Origin of the sequence: Mucilaginibacter sp., from assembly GCF_028288225.1 — a bacterium.
Taxonomy (GTDB): Bacteria; Bacteroidota; Bacteroidia; order Sphingobacteriales; family Sphingobacteriaceae; genus Mucilaginibacter.
Window position 1 is genome coordinate 20,314 of sequence record NZ_JAQBOC010000094.1, and the last position, 18,751, is coordinate 39,064.

Genomic DNA, 18,751 nt, shown 5'->3' on the forward strand with positions numbered 1-18,751 from the left:
TTATATATTTTCTATTATTTATAGGCTTTAATGCCTTTATCATTCTCGGTCAATGGCTTTATACTAACTGCTGCCCCGCCACCGTTTGCCAGTTTAAGGCTCAGCTTTGTACCTGTATTTACTGTATAGCTGCTGATCTGATATGCTTCAGGGTTATTTTTCCAGTCTCCATCTGCAGCATCCGCATAAATGGTGGCTACGTATTTCTTCCCCTTATCTAAAAAATCTAAAGGGATGATGGAATTACGGCTGTTTTCATTGGTAATTGCTCCAAGGTACCAGCTACCGGTTCCTTTTTCTTTGCGGGCAATGGTGATGTACTCACCGGGTTCAGCTTCAATAATTTTTGAATCCTCAAAATCCACCGGCACATCCTTTATAAACTGGAAGGCGTCCATGCGTTTTTCATAATTCTCGGGTAGGTCTGCCGCCATAGCAAGCGGGCTATACATAGTTATATATAATGCCAGTTGTTTAGCCAGCGTAGTATGTACCTGCCTCCCCGGAACGTCGCTGTATCCTTTAATTTTAAAAATGCCCGGTGTATAATCCATTGGGCCACCCATTAAGCGGGTAAATGGCATAATTGTTTCATGATTTGGGTTGTTGCCATTGCTGAATGCATTATACTCGTTACCTCTACCTGCTTCACTGGCAAGCCAGTTTGGATAAGTGCGCTGCAAACCTGTGGGCCTGACCGGCTCGTGCGAATCAAGCATTACATGATATTGCGCGGCCTTTTCGGCCACACGTAGATAATGGTCAATCATCCATTGCCCGTCATGATGTTCGCCACGCGGGATGATCTTGCCTACGTAGCCTGTTTTTACCGAGGTATAACCATATTTGTTCATAAAGCGAAAGGCAGTATCCATTTGCCGCTCGTAGCTTGTTGCCGAGCCGGAGGTTTCATTATGCATGATCATTTTCACATCTTTTGACGCAGCATAATCGTTTATTGCTTTTACATCAAAATCAGGATAAGGCTTTGCAAAGTCGAACACGTTTTCCTTCCAGTTACCAAACCAGTCTTCCCAGCCAATATTCCATCCTTCAACCAAAACACCCTGAATGCCATTTTTTGCAGCAAAGTCGATGTAGCGTTTTACGTTGGCAGTATTAGCACCATGCCTGCCGTTAGGGATGGGGTTCCCATCCGCTCCCAAAGTATCCGGCCTGTCGCTATAGCTCCATGTACTTTTACCGGTTTGCATCTCCCACCAAATTCCAACAAACTTCATTGGTCTTATCCATGATGTATTCTCAATTTTTGACGGATCATTTAAGTTAAGGATCATTTTTGAAGCCAGGATCTCAGTTGCTTTATCGCTGATGATGATGGTTCGCCATGGCGTTTTGCAAGGAGCATGCATGTAAGCTTTGTTGCCCATAGCATCGGCCACTAAATTTGTGGTAAGCTTAAAAGTTTTTATATCCACATGTAATTGCATGGAGGTATAATCTTTAAGGGCAGCTTCATGAATATTAATATAAAGCCCCTCAGCCGTTTTCATCATCAGCGGCGTTTGAATGCCGTATTGATCGGGCACAAACCTCACAGCTATATCCGTTGCAGATTTTGCCAGTACCGATGCATCAACCTTGCTTATGGGTGATATAGTATAAGGGTATTCATTGCTGTCATAGTCTCCCGGGATCCAAAATGTTTTATGATCGCCGGTGAGGCTAAACTCTGTTAGTTCATCAGCCACTACAAAATATTTAAGATTGGGTTGCTGCGGAAATTCATACCTGAAGCCTACTCCATCCTCAAATACCCTGAATACCAGATCCAGCAATCTTTTTTGGCCGCTTTGCTGTTTTAAATGAACGATTACCTGCTCATAATGGTTCCTAATCCTGCTAACTTCACCCCAAACCGGGTTCCAGGTTTCATCAACACTTTTCCTTTCAGTCCCGCTTAGCTCAAAATGGTCGTCAAAATTACTATCGTTCTGTAATTTAATTCCAAGATGCGACGGTTTTATTACCGGAGATTGCCCATAATTTATCGAGTAAACAGGCCTTCCGTCCGCATCAAGCATAAACTGAAGCTTAACTTTGTTCATGTTTACTTCAATAGTCTTATTTTCCTGCGCTATAGCACCGTGGATAATAATCAGGCTAAACATGCATATAAATATTTTTTTCATCAGCATAATGTTATACAATAGCGACAGAACTATCCTAAGCCGTCTTCAATACAAAGCGGCATTAAAATCATCCTCGTTATTTGTTTTTTAATAAAGACAGATCGCGCAAATCCGGCACAGTGGAATTGCAGACACCAATCCTTTTATTGTTATCCAATAACAAAAAAGTGCAAAGCCCTCTCAAAGGCTTTACACTTATTAATCAACTATATCAGTACCCTGGGTTCTGCTTAATTTTCGAATTGGTATTTATTTCGTTTGTAGGAATAGGCCAAACGTATGACTTGCCTTCATCAAAGTTGAAAGGCCCGGTAACATTTATCGCCGTTCCGAAATATGCAGCTTCTGATTTTCCTATCTTCCAGCGGCAAACATCAAACCACCAATGGCCTTCGTTCAATAACTCAGCCCAACGCTCATAATAAAGAGGGTTATTGCCAAGTACGGGATCGCTAATAGCCTTTGTCGGGCTGGTTAAGCTTGCATAATCAACAGGGGATGCACCATTAACCGGATAATTATAAGCCCGGCGTTTAACTTTATTAAGATATTCGAGGCCTGCAGCTTTATCGCCTGCGCCGATAGAAGCTTCAGCATATAATAAATAAACATCTGCCAGGCGAAGGAAATAATAGTTCCAGGCATCAGCTACCGAACCGCCATTACCTGCTCCGTTATTTTCATTATACATAGTTGGTGCATATTTATGCAAGCTCCAGCCGTATACCCCGGTATTACCTGCAAAAAAATTAGGCTTTGCTACCGGCGCTTTGTTAACGCCATCAAACTTAACAGTATCTAACCATGGCTGCAACGCATTTATAAACAAACGTGGGTCAGCTGTTTTGTTGGCTCTAACCAGCTGAGCTTTAGCTCTGTAAACTGGATCCATAACCTGCGCAGGATTTGAATAGCTGGCTGGTTTTGATGAATCAAAATTAGGGTTTGCAACCAGGTTATAGCTGCTGCCTATATCATACCCAAAACGCAGCACGTTTTTATCATGGAAAAATTCGTTTCCATAACCCAATGGGAAGGAACCGCCTTCTGTGCCATCTCCACCTAATACCCATGGGCACCAGATCAACCCGTTAATTGAGGTTGCGTTTGCAGCACCACTATAAACGCCGTAGCCGCCTTTTGAATCCGGATCAATATTCAACTCAAATAACGACTCTTCGTTAAATTCATTGGCGCTGTTTCCATAAAATGCATCTTTATATTTGGCATAAGGCATTAATGATTTACCGCTGTTTTGAATAACATCCAACAAAGTGGTTTTAGCGTTTGCCCAATCCTGGGTATACACGTATGATTTACCTAACATTCCTTTAGCAGCCCACTCAGTTATACGGCCGGCTTCACTGGCTTGCCATACTTTGCCTTTTAATAACGTTGCCGCTTGTTTAAAGTCTCCTTCTATAAAGTCCCATACTTGTTTAACTGTTGAACGTGGTTGTTGGGTTGATGAAAGATCCCGAGGCACATCGGCATAAATTGGTACGCCCATTTTATCGCCGCCACCACCTGATGCTGTCATATAGCTTGCTCCAAACAAACATTCCAACTGGAAATAATAATATCCGCGTAAAAAATAGGCTTGACCAAGTATGTAATTAACCGATTGTCCGTCAGACGATTTTGAATACTTTTCATTGTAAAGCTTTGCTCCAGCAATTAAAACATTACAGTTTTTAATCCCTGTATACAATACGGTCCAGGCTTCTGTTGCATACAGATTGCCGGCGCTAACGTTAGTGTTTGCCATATCGTTCCAGGCAGGGTCGCCGTTGTACACAGAATTAACTACGTGTGTTGAATTTGAAATCGCTTTAGGTAAATAATGAAATCCTAAATATCCCGGATCCCGCATGTTTGAATAACATGCAGCCAAAACACTTTGAAGATCATTAACACTTGCCGGGTAATTACTGGTGCTATAGGCATTTGTTGGCCCAACCAGCTTACCGGGGTCTTTTTTACAACCCGCCACTAATGCAAGGGCGAGAAATGCTGTTGTATATATTTTTTTTAACATTTTGATAAATTTTGAAGATGAACATTAAAAAGTTAGATCAATACCTGCTGAATAAATTTTAGTTTGCGGATACTGCGATACAGCATCAACACCCCTGGTTGTAACGCCGCTATAACCTGATGTGGTGAATGAACCTGCCAATTCAGGATCAAGGCCGGTATATTTGGTTATGGTAAATACGTTATTAGCCATTACAAATATCCTTGCAGATTTGATCTTTGCTTTTTGCAGCATGCTGTTTGATAGCGTGTAGCCTATCTGCAGATTTTTAAGCTTTAAATAATTGCCGCTTTCAACAAAATAACTATTTGGGGCTGTGTAGTTTTTATTCGGATCGAGCGTAAAGGTTCCGTTTGCATTTACCACACCCAACCTTGGTTGTGAGGTAAGCCCGTTTGAACCAAGGAACGAATCGTTAAATACATTCTTATTGGTATTACCATCAGCAAATGGATATTGCTTGTAAGCTTTAACACCGTTAAACAGCTGCACGCCAGCAACACCATGAAATAACATGGCTACATCAAAACCTTTGAAGTTAAGGTGAATGTTTGCACCATATGATAGTTTAGGGTTAGGATTGCCTATTACCTGCTGATCATTAGCATCTATTTTGTTGTCTTTTGTTTTATCGTCATAAATTAAGTCGCCTGCATGTGCTTTTGGTTGAGCGCTGGCTGCCGCTTCGGCATCAGTTTTAAATATGCCAAGCACTTTGTAGCCATAAAATGAGCCAAATGGAAGACCGGCTTTAGTAATGGTTAAATTCTGACCGGCCATTATATTAAAGCCAGGGTCGCCATTGCTGTAATAGTTATATCCATCATACAACGCGTCAGCTGCAACACCATCCAGACTGGTCACTTTGTTTTTATTAAAGCTTGCTGTTACGCTGATATCGTAACCAAAATCGCCTGCTTTATTACGGAAACCTAACAACACATCAAGTCCCCTATTATTTACCTTACCAATGTTAGCAATATATGATTGGGTAAAGCCTGCGCTTGGAGGCAATGGTAGGGCATAAAGCATTCCTATGGTGTTTTTGTTATACCATTCAACCGTGAAATACATTTTTCCATGAAAGGTTTCACCATCTAGCCCCACGTTAGTTTCATGCACAGTTTCCCAATGCACATTCGGGTTAGGAATTGAGCTTGAAGAATTGGCGATGATCAACGGGCCGCCTGGTGAAAAATTTTGTCCCCCGGAGGCAAGACCGCCATTAGTGGTAAATTGATTGTAAGACGATGTATAGCTATAAGCCCTTAAATTGCTATTTCCTAATACACCATAGCTGCCACGTAATTTAAATAAACCAAACACATCTTTTAATGATGCGAAAAAAGGCTCCTCGCTTACGTTCCAGCCTGCCGATGCTGACGGAAATACACCCTTTTGCTTATTAGGACCAAATACTGTAAAATTAGCATCCTGCCTTATGGATCCTGATAAGTAATAGCGACCTGCATAATTATAGTTTACTCTTCCAAACTCTGATTTGATGAGGTTGTTGGCATCATACTGTCCGCTTAGTGATAAGCCTGAATTACTAGTCTGTACAAATGAATATCCCGGTAAGCCGATAGAGGTTTCACCGGCATTGATGTTGTTGTATGAACCAGAGATCTGCTCATAACCAACTACAGCATTTATGTTGTGTTTGCCAAAACTTTGATCATACGTTAACACATAATTGCTTAAAAGCTGTGTGCTTGTAACAGCTTGTTTTGTTAATGAATTATTTGTTTGGGCAACCGGTCCAAAATTGTAAGCATTTTGGAAAGAGTCCGTATTTTCATTGAAATAGGAATATCCGAAAGTGCTTTTGAAATCCAAATGTAATGGCAGCTTTATGTCTAAGTAAGCATTAGCCTGGATGTTATTTTGGGTATCCTGTGCATTTGCTGAATTAACAGCCCCCAAAGGGTTTGGGCCCTGGAACGACAAACCATTATATCCGGTAGGCTCAATACCATAGTTACCACGTTTATCATAGGTTGGGATGATAGGCTGGGTTCTAAATGGTGCATTGTGGATCTGTGCTTCATTACCTACAAGCGGCGATGTAATGCGCTGCGAAAGTGCCAATTGTTCGCCTATAGTGATCCATTTTGCTAATTTGTAATCTGTGTTTATCCGGGCACCGCCTATATTTGAGTAGTTACGGATAAAAATTCCTGTTTGCTGATTATAAAAGCCCGATAACAGGTAATTAACTACAGGCGACGCTCCGTTTACAGAAAAGTTATAGTTTTGCTCGGTACCGTTACGGTACAGTGTGTGTACCCAATCGGTATTGGCCAATGTATCTATCCCCTGTTGTGTTGCATTTCTAAAGAATGCGGGGTTAACAATATTTTCTAATTTGATAAAATCGTTTTTATCCAGCAAGGTAACCAGCTTTGGTTTGGTTATGCCATACCTGGCGCTAAAATTAATAACAGGCGTGGAGCTGTTGCTTTTTTTGGTGGTGATAACAATAACACCTCCAGCTGCCGCCGAACCGTAAATAGAGGCTGCACTTGCGTCTTTCAAAACATCAATAGATGCAACATCCTGTGGATTGATATTGCTTGCATCGCTTACCCTGATCCCGTCAACAACGTATAAAGGGTTAGGTTGATTTAAAGATGATAGGCCCCTGATGATGATTGAAGGCTGCGCGCCGGGCTGGCCCGTGCTTTCAACAATTTCGACACCGGCCGTACGGCCCTGTAAGCCGGCTATCGGGTTAGTTATAGGCTGGTCTTTAAAAGTTTCGCCCCTTACCGAAGAAACAGAACCCGTAAGATCCTTACGTCTTTGTGTTCCGTAACCTATAACTACTACTTCATTCAGTAACCGGTTATCCTCATTTAAGCTCACATTAATTTCGGTTCGGTTATTTACAGTAATTTCCTGTTTCACGTAGCCGACCATTGAAAATACAAGTACACCGGTTTTGCTAACACTGATAGCATACTTACCGTTAATATCGGAGTTCGTCCCGTTTTGGGTTTGCTTTACACTGATGGTAACACCGGGAAGAGGCAGCCCCTTTTCGTCGGTAACTTTACCGCTTACTGTTACATTTTGAGCCGAGGCCCAGCCTGATAACAGTAAAAACAAGGAGCAAAAAAATAATTTTAGTAATTGTTTTTTATACATAATGTTTAAATATTTGAGTTTAATAATTGATTGGTTTTAAATTGGGACACAGCATTAAAAGCTATAGTAACAGGTTTAGCCGGATGGCAAATAAGTACTGACTCGTTTTTTATCCGCGACGTTTTTATACAGCACAAATGCTTGTACAGAAACATATTTAAACAACACACCGGATGCTTGATACATTCTCATGACACAATAAGATTTGGAAGTTGGTTGGTTTATAATTTGTCAATTGCCCAGCTTACTATTAAGCCTCGGGTAATTGACAAATCAAAGAGAGGATATAAAACACGCAGGTGCTAATTTCAAAATCAAAATATAAAGAAAAATAAAGCCACGTCAATTATAAATAATTGATTTACAGGTAATTAAATTATAAATAAATTGATTGAAATATAAACACTGTATAACCTTTTATAAACAGGTATAAAGCGTTTATATAGCTTTTATTGCCATAATTGTAGCTTCAAATTCGTCATTTGTGATAAGCGACTTAGCTTTTATGCGGGCTTTGTAATTGTAGATGGTATTAACAGAGTACTCCAGTATGTGCGCAATTTTTTCAGTGTCGCTGATCCCAAGCCTTATTAAGGCGAAGATCCGTAAGTCGGTATTCAGCAACTGATTGGGTAATAGCTTAACATGGTTCTCTTCGCTAAAAAGAGCATTGTATCCGGTAACAAAATTGGGGAAGATCTTTAAAAAAGCTTTATCAAAATTTATAAACAACTCTTCGCGCTCCTTGGTTAAGTTTATGTTGTTTACAATTATACCAATATCATCATATCGTTTGGTGGTTAGCTTGTTGTCGACAGACCGTTTAAAGCGTTCCAGCTTATTTATATATTCTGATATCAGGTTAAAGTAATAACCTATATATTCTTCCTTTATCTTATTCGCTTCGTTTAACTGGTTAATACTTTCTTGCAGGTTATGATTTGTCTCTAATATTACTTTATCAGCCAATCTTAGCTTTCGCAGTTGTTTGTAAATAATTACAGCAAACACTACTACAATAATAGCCAAAACTGTAAGTGAGGATGCATAAAAGAACAATACACGCCGCTGTTCCTCTACATGATTTATCCTTTCGCTTGCAATAACAGGTAAAATTGCACTAACCTGGATTTTACGCTGCCTGGCGCCATAAGCAATAGCATCTTCCAGTGCCTGTTTAATATACACATAAGCATTTTCAACATCACCATTTTTGTGCAGCAATTGGGCCAGGGTGGTCATTGCGGCAGCTTCTTTGGTTGATGACCTTATATCAGCTATTGCAGCAGAAATCAGCAGATCAATTGCACTATCCGGTTCTTTATTCCTGATATAAATATCGCCAAGGGTTGAAGCCGTTACAGCAAACTGATGATCTGTTAGTTTATAATTTTTTATAAGTTTTTTTAAATTGATGATGGCCTGCGGCGTATTGCCCGTTTTAATATATTTTAAACCTATATAATAAATATATTCAAAGGAATTTGGTTTACATAACGCTGTAGCCGAATCGATATATTTCCCTGCTTTTACATTATAAATAAGGGTATAGTAATTGTCTTTATCAAAATCGGCGAGATCATAATAGGTGCGGGCTGTTAAAAAATAATATTCCTTACGGGATTCATCATCCAAAAATTTAACATTTACAGTTTTTAACGTGTCAAAGGTTTCTTTAAACATCCCGGATGAAAGTAAAATAAACCCAAATTTTATGCGGCTGTAAGCAATTTTTACCGGGTCTTTTAGCGCGTCGCCTGTTTGCTGAAGTTTTTGTGCGTAATGAAAGGCCTTATCATAATTAAATGATTTATACTCTTCATATAGCTCCAAATAAATATTGTATTTAAAATTCAGATCGGGATTAACGGCATTATTTAAGTCCTGTTGTAATTTTTCAATCCGGGCTAATTTTCCGGCATCATAATCCTTCTTTTTCTCGAGTGTGTTATTAAGCTTAATTAAAAGACTATCATGACCCTGGCTGGAGAACGCTGAATGAAACAAAAATAAAAACGGAACTAAAACTAAGATTCGTTTCATGTACGGGTATTATAATTGGGTAAGGTTCTTATAGCAAAGCAATTTAGTTAATAAGGTAGTATTAGCTATGTATTTTTAGCCATTATAGTTTATTTAGTCATTATAGATTACCTTATAAAATTATAAAAAATATTCAATCATAAATCACTGACCATCAATTTATCTTTATTTCAACTGCAGGTATAATATTGCTGCAATAGCGCCACCTGCAATGGGGCCCAAAACTGGGATCCAGGCATATCGCCAGTCACTGGTACCTTTATTTTTAATAGGGAAAATAAAATGCACTATCCTGGGACCAAGGTCGCGGGCCGGATTAATGGCATAACCTGTAGTGCCCCCCAGCGATAAGCCAATTACCCACACCAGGAAAGCTACGGGCAGCGCACCAACAGACCCTAAGCCTATTGGTGTTTTACTTGGGGTAATCTGTGCTCCTGATATATAGAAAACAGTAAATATCAATACAAATGCCCCAATTATCTCACTGGCAATATTTGAAACATAATTACGAATTGCCGGGCCGGTACAAAAGATGGCTAAAATAGCATCGGGTTTGTTGGTTTTTTTAAAGTGATCGTAATACATTATCCAAACCAAAAATGCGCCCAAAAATGCACCCAGCATTTGGGCTAAAATATAACTCAATACATTTCCCCATGCAAATTTACCTGCAATAGCAAGCCCTATGGTAACTGCCGGATTTAAATGCGCACCGCTATATGGCCCCGCAACAACTACGCCTACAAAAACAGCAAGCCCCCAGGCGGTGGTGATAACCATCCAGCCGCCATTATTACCTTTGGTATCATTTAGTAAAACATTAGCAACTACGCCATCGCCTAATAATATCAATAACATGGTGCCGATCAGTTCGGCCATAAATGGTGACATTTTGATTTTTGGTTTAAGATGATTCTCGTGAAGACGCAATACTTTGCGTCTTTGTTAGTATTATAATTTACACATTGGTATTTCCAGAGACGCAAAGACACGCAAAGTATTGCGTCTCTACGAGTTTGACGACCAGCTTTGTGTTGCAGCAACGGCTCTTTTCCATCCGTCCATTGCTTCCTGTACAACAGCTGCATCTTTAACAGGAATAAAATCCCGCTCCGACTGCCATTGTTGTTGGATTTCTTCAACATTGTTCCAGTAGCCCACAGCCAAGCCTGCTAAATAAGCAGCGCCAAGCGCAGTTGTTTCAACAATCTGTGGTCTTATTACTTTACAATTAAGCAGATCCGCCTGGAATTGCATCAGTAAGTTATTGGCCGTTGCGCCGCCATCAACTCTTAATTCTTTTATTTTTAAACCGGCATCTGCCTCCATTGCTTTTAAAACATCAACCGTTTGGTAAGCAATTGCTTCAATTGCAGCACGCGCAATGTGGCCCGCTGTTGTGCCCCGGGTAATCCCAACTATAGTGCCCCTGGCATCAGGTTCCCAATAAGGAGCACCCAAACCTGCAAAAGCAGGGACAAAATATACGCCGCCGGTGTCGCTTACACTTAAAGCAAGTTTTTCAACGTCTGCTGAGGTTTTGATCACTCCCAGCCCATCGCGCAGCCATTGTACTACTGCACCGCCTATAAATATGCTGCCCTCAAATGCGTACTGAATTTTTCCGTTTATTTTCCAGGCAATAGTTGTCAGCAAATTATTTTTTGATTCGATAAACGTCCCGCCAATGTTCATCAGCATAAAACACCCTGTGCCATAAGTGTTTTTAACCATAGCCTTATCGATACACATTTGTCCGAATAAAGCGGCTTGCTGATCCCCGGCGATACCGGCTATAGGTACTTTTGATGCAAAAATGGTAGTATCAGTTTCACCATAAACTTCACTTGATTGCTTTACTTCGGGCAGCATGCTTGCGGGGATACCGAATATTTTCAACAATTCATCATCCCACTGCTGTGTGCGGATATTATAAAGCATCGTACGGCTGGCATTGGTAACATCAGTAACGTGTACTTTGCCGCGGGTAAACTTCCAGATCAGCCAGCTATCAACAGTGCCGAAAGCAAGTTTTCCATTATTTGCTAATTCTTTGGCCCCATCAACATTATTTAAGATCCAGTTTATTTTAGAGGCAGAAAAATAGGAGTCGATTATTAAACCTGTCTTTGAGCGGATCAAATCGGTATGACCTTCATTTTTCAGTTGGCTGCAATACTCTGATGTCCGTCTGTCCTGCCAAACTATGGCATTATAAACCGGCATACCTGTTTCCCGGTTCCACACTATTGTGGTTTCACGCTGATTTGTAATGCCGACTGCCCTGATGCTTTTGCCGTTAATACCCATTTTGGTGGTAGCTTCAGCAGCAACACCCGCCTGGGTCGACCAAATTTCATTCGGGTCATGCTCCACCCATCCGGGCTGAGGAAAGATCTGTGTAAATTCCTTTTGGGCAACAGACCGAATCTGCCCGTTGTGATCAAAAATAATAGCCCGAGAACTGGTTGTGCCCTGATCTAAAGCTAAAATGTATCTTTCTTCCATTGTGTTGTTCATAGTTCATGGATCATAGTTGATAGATAAAAGTATGGGATACAGTTAACGGTAACTAAGTACATGAAGATTGGTTATAATTGGTTGGGTTAAAATACAAATTAACTGTGAACAATTAATAAATATCCCTTAGCTATATTATTAAAATCAGCAATCTCTGCTTTTTCCCATTCGTTATCCCTGTTCAACTCTTTCGCCATCAATTTTGCGACCAAAGGCGCAGTATCAATAGCCGCTTTCGCATCCAAAAAAAGCATCCTTACCCTGCGGGCCAATACATCTTCAACTGTGCGTGCCATTTCGTGCCTTACGGCCCAAATCACTTCTGCCAGGATATACTCCATCCGTGGATGCAACTTCTCTCCCCACTCCTCCTTTTCTTTGATCAGGGCGAGCAAATCTTCCTTGTCGCTTCCATAAACATACAGATGATCATTGCGGTCAACATCCTTTTTATTGCCGTGTATTGACAGTCCCTTTGTTGTATTGGCACTGGGTTGCAGTCCAGCAGTTTCAATGACTTTATCAACCGTATCCTGGGCCATCCGGCGATAAGTTGTCCATTTACCCCCCGTTATAGTGATAAGCCCTGATGCAGAAACTATAAGCTTATGGCTACGAGATATTTCTTTTGTTTTAGCCGACCCTTCCTGTGGTGCAGCAAGCGGACGCAAGCCTGCAAATATGCTAAGGATATCCTTTCGTTCAGGTGCGCGGGTTAAATACTTACCAACCGTCCTCATCACAAAATCTATCTCTTCTTCTAGCGCTATGGGTTCAAGCCTGTGTTCATTTAATGGTGTATCCGTGGTGCCGATCAAAAGCTTTCCATGCCATGGCACAACAAAAAGCACCCTGCCATCATCTGTTTTGGGGATCATAATGGCATCATCACCTGGCATAAATGAGCTATCGACTACAATATGTATGCCCTGGCTCGATCTTACAAGTGGCTTTTTATGAGGTTCATCTTTTTGAAGAAGGTCATCAACGAACACCCCTGTGGCATTAATTACAGCTTTACTTTTAAGCTGATAAACTAATCCCGACTCCAGGTCTTTAGCTGTAACCCCGGCAATTTTTTTATCCTCTTTAAGCAAGCCTGTTACCCGGAAATAGTTTAACACTGTGGCACCTTGCTCCAAGCATGTTTGGGCAAGATTTATGGCAAGCCGGGAATCATCAAACTGGCCATCATGATAAACTACACCGCCATATAGTTTTTTTTGCAGGATGCCGGGAAGCCTGCTAGTAGTTTCTTTTTTTGAAATATGTTTTGACCGCCCGAAACTTAGTTTACCTGCAAGCAGATCATAAATGGTTAACCCAATGGTATAAAATGCACCGCTCCACCATTCATAGTTGGGGATGATAAAGGATTCATTTTTTACAAGGTGCGCTGCATTTTTTAAAAGCAACCCGCGTTCGTATAATGCCTCTCTTACCAGGCCGATATTTCCCTGGGCCAGATAACGGACTCCACCATGAACAAGTTTTGTACTGCGGCTGGATGTCCCCTTCGCAAAATCGACCTGTTCAAGTAATAATGTTTTATACCCACGCGAAGCAGCGTCAAGCGCCGTGCCTAAACCTGTAGCGCCACCACCAACAACTATTACGTCCCATATTTTGTCCGGATCAGTAATAGCTTCAACTAATTTTTCACGTTCAGTATTAACCACAATTTTTATATCAGGTTGGATTGGTTAAGTTCAAATCTAAAAATAAGAATTGCATTATTAAATATAGATGATAATAGTAACAGTTAATTAACTAAAATTCAATGTATATACTAGTGTCGTGTCAATCATGAATTGACGCTTAGTCTTGAGTCGAAAGTCTTGAGTTCTAAGTCAGAAAAAGACAAAATTTGATTTAAGACTGTTGACTTAACACTAGGGATAAAGCTATAATAAATAAAAACATTAGCTTAAGCGTTAAATGCACGAGAGGAGAGAATAAAAAAGACTCATGGAAAAGCTACCTAATATACACCCTTGGGAAATATTACAGGAAGAATTCTTAATTCCTCTAAATATAACTCCTTATAGATTGGCTAAAGAAACCAAGATTCCTCAAACCCGCGTTTCCGAAATAATTAAAGGAAATCGCGGGATCACTGCTGATACTGTGCTGAGGCTGAGAAGGGCTTAAACCCATTCTAAATTCCGAAATCGAAATTCCGACTTCCGAAATCAAATCACTCCACTCCTTTCACGTTCATCTTCAAAGTATAAATAGCTTTCGATGCTGTTATAAATAAAACATCTTTATTTACGCCGCCAAAGCATAAATTGGCTGTCCAGGGTTCGGGGATGGGGATATGACCGATCTTTTTACCTTGCGGATTATAAATAGAAACCCCATTACCACTTATATATAAATTGCCCCTTTCATCAAGAGTAATTCCGTCACCGCCCTGTTCTGTAAATAATTCGCGGTTACTTAGTTTACCATCTTTTTCGACGGTGAACTTATACATTTTATTATCGCCTATATCGGCAACGTACAGGTATTTACCATCGCGTGTGCCAACAATGCCATTGGGTTGTTTAAAGCTGGCATCAACAATTATGGGTTGCTTTTTGCCTTTTGGCAGATAGTAAACTTTTTGCCCGTCAAGATCAGGCTTTTTCCTTGTCCAGTAATCCCGCTGATAGTAAGGGTCTGTCATGTATATACCTCCTTTAGCATCAATCCAAATATCATTCGGTCCGTTCATTAAATGGCCGCCTAAATCGGTCAGTAAAACTTTAATTTTTTTATCCGGGCTGATAGACCAGAGCTGGTTGTGCTCATCGGCACAAGTAATCAGGTTTCCTTTTTTATCAAAATAAGTACCGTTTGATCTTCCGGCGCTATCTAAAAATAGTGACAATTTTCCATCCGTACTATATTCCCAGATCTTGTTATTTGGCTGATCAGTAAAAAACACATTGCCTTTTTTATCAACCGATGCACCTTCGGTAAAGCTGAACTGTTTGGATATTAGCTGTGGTTTTGATAAGGTATCGTATAAAGCTGTTTCCTGTCCAAATACATTGATTGAGCTAATCAGTAATAAAACTGAAGCTGATATTTTAAAAATGCTTTTCATAGTCTTAAATTTTATTGGCTTCTTTATACAATCCAAAATCGCTCAACGCAATACAAACGGCAGCTTTGGTTATTCTTAATCTAACCTTATTTGCTGTAATATCTCCTGGTAAGCGGATAAGCCTGTTTCCTCCAATACTTGTAGCAGATGCAATTTGCTGCCATTTTCCATCTTGCCATGCATCAATTGCAACCGCATCAATACGCTGTCCAAGTTTAATATTTTCCCGTAGCCTAATAACGTTGAATGTTTTATTTTGATGCAGATCCAAAGTTAGCTCCGTTGTTTTTATTTTGTCATCGGTAGCCCAATAACTGTAGCGGTCGTTATCCAGCAGGTTTGCAGCACCAAATTTCACTTTATTTCCTCCCCTTGTATTACTGGCCTTTAGTGTTGCACCTTTAGCGAGGTTAACAGCAAACGTTTGTTTTAAAATTTGGCCGAATTGCTTTAATGAGTTAACGTCATTTTCAAATAGCAACCCGCGCCTGTCAGGAGATAACCCCAAATCAAGGCAGGCTCCTCTTCCAACGCTTTGATAATAAAGGCTCATCAATGTATCCGGTGATTTCACCTTTTCATCCTGATCCTTATGATAAAACCATCCCGGGCGCAAAGACACATCACATTCGGCGGGTATCCAGTATTTGCCATCCCTGTGGCCTTCGGTTCCTTCATAATCTTTTGTATAGCCATTTCCCGGCTCTTTACCTTCATCAGGCGCATGCGGTGTGTAGGTGGCCCAGCAGGTTTCACCGGCATGTCCCTTTTCATTGCCAACCCATCGCACATCGGGGCCAACATCACCAAATAAAACAGCATTTGGCTGCATTCTGCGCGGAATTGCCCAGGTATCTTTCCATCCGTAATAAGTTGAGCGGTCAATTTTCCGTACTTCCTTAGCTCCACCATAATAACCATCTCCTCCGTTTGCGCCATCAAACCACGATATAAATACAGGCCCATAATGGGAATATAGTTCTTCGAGTTGTTTGCGGTAAACTTCTGTTACATATTCGGGTTTGCCATAAAGAGCACTGTTCCTGTCCCATGGCGAGCAGTAGACTCCCATTTTCATACCCAGTTTGTTACAGGCATCCCGGTACTCCTGTAAAATATCGCCTTTCCCATTTTTGTATGAACTTTTAGATATATTATGCTCAGTTGTTTTAGTAGGCCACAGGCAAAAGCCATCATGATGTTTAGCTACTACCACAATACCTTTAAAGCCGCCTGCTTTTGCTGCTCCAACAATCTGCATAGCATCAAATTGAACCGGGTTAAAAATTCCGGGTTCTTCATCACCAAATCCCCACTCCTTATCGGTATAAGTATCCGGCCCGAAATGGATTATACAATACATCTCCGTTTCCTGCCAGTTTAGCTGGCCTTTTGTAGGTAACGGGCCGTATGGTCTTGGTGCAGGCTGACTAAAAGCAAGGCTGCAGATCAATAAAAAAGCGGGTAAAAATAGTTTCTTCATCGATAGATTCATTTTCCGAATAGGTTATAATGGTTTTGCTAATGTAATTGTTTCGCCGATATCTGGAGTAAAAATTTAAATTTACCATCAATTATGAATACTAAATTAAAATGCTGCCTGTTTTTATTTGGATCGATAGTTTTTATCCCTGCCCTGCTGCAGGCGCAGGCTAAAGTTTATAAAGATGCTTCTCAACCCATCGAAGCCCGCGTAAAAGATTTGATCTCCCGTTTAACGCTGGAAGAAAAAGTCTCTTTGTTAGGATACAACAGCAAAGCCGTTCCACGCCTGGACATCCCGGCATATAATTGGTGGAATGAAGCCCTGCATGGTGTTGCACGTGCCGGCGAGGCAACCATTTTTCCACAGGCTATAGGTATGGCGGCAACATTTAATGATGATCTGTTAAAACAGGTATCAACCGCTATATCAACTGAGGCCAGGGCCAAATATAACTTAGCCATAGCCAAAGACAGGCATTTACAATATATGGGCCTCACCTTCTGGACGCCCAACATCAACATTTTCCGCGACCCGCGCTGGGGACGCGGACAAGAAACCTATGGCGAAGACCCATATTTAACAGCCACCATGGGAACCGCCTTTGTTAAAGGTTTGCAAGGCAATGATCCAAATCATTTAAAAGCGTCGGCCACCGCTAAACATTTTGCTGTACACAGTGGTCCCGAAGCTACCCGCGATTATTTTGATGCCGTGGTGGATGAAAAAGACCTGCGCGAAACTTACCTATACGCCTTTCATGCATTGGTTAACGGTGGCGTTGAATCGGTAATGAGCGCTTATAATAAAGTTAATGGCACACCAAATTCAATCAATAAACTTTTGTTAACTGATATTTTAAGAAAAGAATGGGGCTTTAAAGGGCATGTGGTTACTGATTGCGGGGCGTTGAATGATGTATATTCAACTCACAAATCATTACCGGGGCCAATTGAAACTGCGGCAGCAGCCATTAAAGCAGGGGTAGATCTGGATTGCTCCACAGTTTTGCAAAATGATGCTATAAAAGCGGTACAAAAAGGCCTGCTTACCGAAAATGAAATTAACGGCGCGTTGGCAACTTTACTGCGTACTGAATTTAAGCTTGGCTTTTATGATGACGCGACTTTGTCACCCTATCATAATTATGGTGCCGACAGTGTTCATAACAACGCACATATTGCCATTGCCCGCAAAGCAGCGCAACAAAGTATGGTACTGCTCAAAAACAGCAACAATGTTTTGCCGCTTAACAAAAGTAATTATTCCAGCTTTATGGTGCTTGGGCCAAATGCGGCCTCGCTTGATGCTATGATAGCCAACTACCACGGCACCAGCAGTATGGTTGTAAATTTTGTTGAGGGCATAACCGCCGCAGTTGGCCCGGGAGCAAGAGTAGAGTATGACCAGGGATCAGATTACAAGGATACAACCCATTTTGGCGGGACATGGGCAGCAGGCAATGCAGATGCCACCATAACGGTGGTAGGCCTCTCTCCTGTTTTAGAGGGCGAAGCCGGCGACGCCTTTTTATCCGAAACAGGTGGCGACCGAAAAAATTTAAGCTTACCTGCAAGCGAAATAGCTTTTATGAAAGAGTTAAGAAAATCGGTAAAAAACAAGCCTATAATAGCCGTTATAACAGCTGGAAGCGATGTTGACATTGATGCTATTGCACCCTATGCCGATGCTATTATACTGGCCTGGTATCCCGGTGAACAGGGCGGCAATGCGCTGGCAGATATTGTTTTTGGCGATGTCTCCCCATCGGGACATTTGCCTTTAACATTTTATAAAGCATTAAGTAACGTGCCTGATTATAAAGATTACAGCATGAAAGGACGTACTTATCGCTATTATAACGGACCAGTTCAATATCCGTTCGGGTTTGGATTGAGCTATACCGAATTTGCGTATTCATTAAAAAATGAGATAAAGAGCAAATACAAAACTACCGATACTATCAGCGTTAAGATCCTGGTTAAAAATACAGGGAAGATGAATGGTGATGAGGTAGTACAGGCTTATATTGAATATCCGCAAATTGACCGGATGCCTGTAAAAGAATTGAAAAGTTTTAAAAGGGTATCTGTAAATACAGGTGGCGAGCAATCCATCATCATAAATATCCCTGTGAAAGAGCTGCAAAAGTGGGACATGGCATCACATGGCTGGAAAACATATCCTGGCAATTATAAATTAATATTAGGCAGCAGTTCGCAGGATGAAAAACTTACTTTACCGTTTACTGTTGGCAAATAAAAAGA

The 18,751-nt window shown here is 40.9% G+C and carries 11 protein-coding genes; 2 read left to right on the forward strand and 9 right to left on the reverse strand.

Annotation, left to right across the window (positions count from 1 at the left end; translation table 11 throughout):
• Positions 1-14: 14 nt before the first annotated feature.
• The 7 genes from JWQ54_RS27275 to JWQ54_RS27305 form a co-directional block, all read right to left on the reverse strand.
• Positions 15-2,153, reverse strand: coding sequence for a glycoside hydrolase family 97 protein (locus JWQ54_RS27275; RefSeq protein ID WP_299591051.1), 2,139 nt, complete (start codon positions 2,151-2,153; stop codon positions 15-17).
• Positions 2,154-2,364: 211 nt separating this feature from the next.
• Entirely contained in the window at positions 2,365-4,191 is a 1,827-nt protein-coding gene (locus tag JWQ54_RS27280) for a RagB/SusD family nutrient uptake outer membrane protein (RefSeq protein ID WP_299591052.1), read from the reverse strand.
• Between the two features lie 24 nt (positions 4,192-4,215).
• Positions 4,216-7,341: a TonB-dependent receptor gene (locus JWQ54_RS27285; protein ID WP_299591053.1), complete on the reverse strand. Its 3,126-nt coding sequence runs from the start codon at positions 7,339-7,341 to the stop codon at positions 4,216-4,218.
• Between the two features lie 438 nt (positions 7,342-7,779).
• The gene (locus JWQ54_RS27290; protein ID WP_299591054.1) at positions 7,780-9,384 is read right to left on the reverse strand and encodes a DUF6377 domain-containing protein; all 1,605 of its coding nucleotides are present in this window, start codon (positions 9,382-9,384) and stop codon (positions 7,780-7,782) included.
• Positions 9,385-9,549: 165 nt separating this feature from the next.
• Positions 9,550-10,278, reverse strand: coding sequence for an MIP/aquaporin family protein (locus tag JWQ54_RS27295; RefSeq protein ID WP_299591055.1), 729 nt, complete (start codon positions 10,276-10,278; stop codon positions 9,550-9,552).
• A gap of 117 nt (positions 10,279-10,395) precedes the next feature.
• Entirely contained in the window at positions 10,396-11,895 is a 1,500-nt protein-coding gene (glpK, locus tag JWQ54_RS27300) for a glycerol kinase GlpK (protein ID WP_299591056.1), read from the reverse strand.
• Positions 11,896-12,005: 110 nt separating this feature from the next.
• Positions 12,006-13,586: a glycerol-3-phosphate dehydrogenase/oxidase gene (locus tag JWQ54_RS27305; RefSeq protein ID WP_299591057.1), complete on the reverse strand. Its 1,581-nt coding sequence runs from the start codon at positions 13,584-13,586 to the stop codon at positions 12,006-12,008.
• A 289-nt stretch (positions 13,587-13,875) separates the two neighbouring features.
• On the opposite strand from JWQ54_RS27305, the gene JWQ54_RS27310 reads away from it, so the two are divergent.
• A complete protein-coding gene (locus JWQ54_RS27310; protein WP_299591058.1) occupies positions 13,876-14,058 on the forward strand; it encodes a HigA family addiction module antitoxin in 183 nt (60 codons plus the stop codon).
• Between the two features lie 46 nt (positions 14,059-14,104).
• Here JWQ54_RS27310 and JWQ54_RS27315 read toward each other — a convergent pair whose 3' ends face one another.
• Together JWQ54_RS27315 and JWQ54_RS27320 are read right to left on the reverse strand one after the other, a co-directional pair.
• Positions 14,105-15,001, reverse strand: a complete 897-nt coding sequence (locus JWQ54_RS27315; protein WP_299591059.1) for an SMP-30/gluconolactonase/LRE family protein — start codon at positions 14,999-15,001, stop codon at positions 14,105-14,107.
• A 4-nt stretch (positions 15,002-15,005) separates the two neighbouring features.
• Complete coding sequence (locus JWQ54_RS27320; protein WP_299591060.1) at positions 15,006-16,484, reverse strand: alpha-L-fucosidase; 1,479 nt, start codon at positions 16,482-16,484, stop codon at positions 15,006-15,008.
• 93 nt (positions 16,485-16,577) lie between these two features.
• Here JWQ54_RS27320 and JWQ54_RS27325 point away from each other — a divergent pair, with 93 nt between their 5' ends.
• The gene (locus tag JWQ54_RS27325) at positions 16,578-18,746 is read left to right on the forward strand and encodes a glycoside hydrolase family 3 N-terminal domain-containing protein (RefSeq protein ID WP_299591061.1); all 2,169 of its coding nucleotides are present in this window, start codon (positions 16,578-16,580) and stop codon (positions 18,744-18,746) included.
• Positions 18,747-18,751: the final 5 nt, after the last annotated feature.

Bases quoted from the DNA above. Each gene is read 5' to 3' on its own strand.
- JWQ54_RS27275 (WP_299591051.1), bottom strand. From the start codon at position 2,153: ATGAAAAAAATATTTATATGCATGTTTAGCCTGATTATTATCCACGGT.
- JWQ54_RS27280 (WP_299591052.1), bottom strand. From the start codon at position 4,191: ATGTTAAAAAAAATATATACAACAGCATTTCTCGCCCTTGCATTAGTG.
- JWQ54_RS27285 (WP_299591053.1), bottom strand. From the start codon at position 7,341: ATGTATAAAAAACAATTACTAAAATTATTTTTTTGCTCCTTGTTTTTA.
- JWQ54_RS27290 (WP_299591054.1), bottom strand. From the start codon at position 9,384: ATGAAACGAATCTTAGTTTTAGTTCCGTTTTTATTTTTGTTTCATTCA.
- JWQ54_RS27295 (WP_299591055.1), bottom strand. From the start codon at position 10,278: ATGTCACCATTTATGGCCGAACTGATCGGCACCATGTTATTGATATTA.
- glpK (WP_299591056.1), bottom strand. From the start codon at position 11,895: ATGGAAGAAAGATACATTTTAGCTTTAGATCAGGGCACAACCAGTTCT.
- JWQ54_RS27310 (WP_299591058.1), top strand. From the start codon at position 13,876: ATGGAAAAGCTACCTAATATACACCCTTGGGAAATATTACAGGAAGAA.
- JWQ54_RS27315 (WP_299591059.1), bottom strand. From the start codon at position 15,001: ATGAAAAGCATTTTTAAAATATCAGCTTCAGTTTTATTACTGATTAGC.
- JWQ54_RS27320 (WP_299591060.1), bottom strand. From the start codon at position 16,484: ATGAAGAAACTATTTTTACCCGCTTTTTTATTGATCTGCAGCCTTGCT.
- JWQ54_RS27325 (WP_299591061.1), top strand. From the start codon at position 16,578: ATGAATACTAAATTAAAATGCTGCCTGTTTTTATTTGGATCGATAGTT.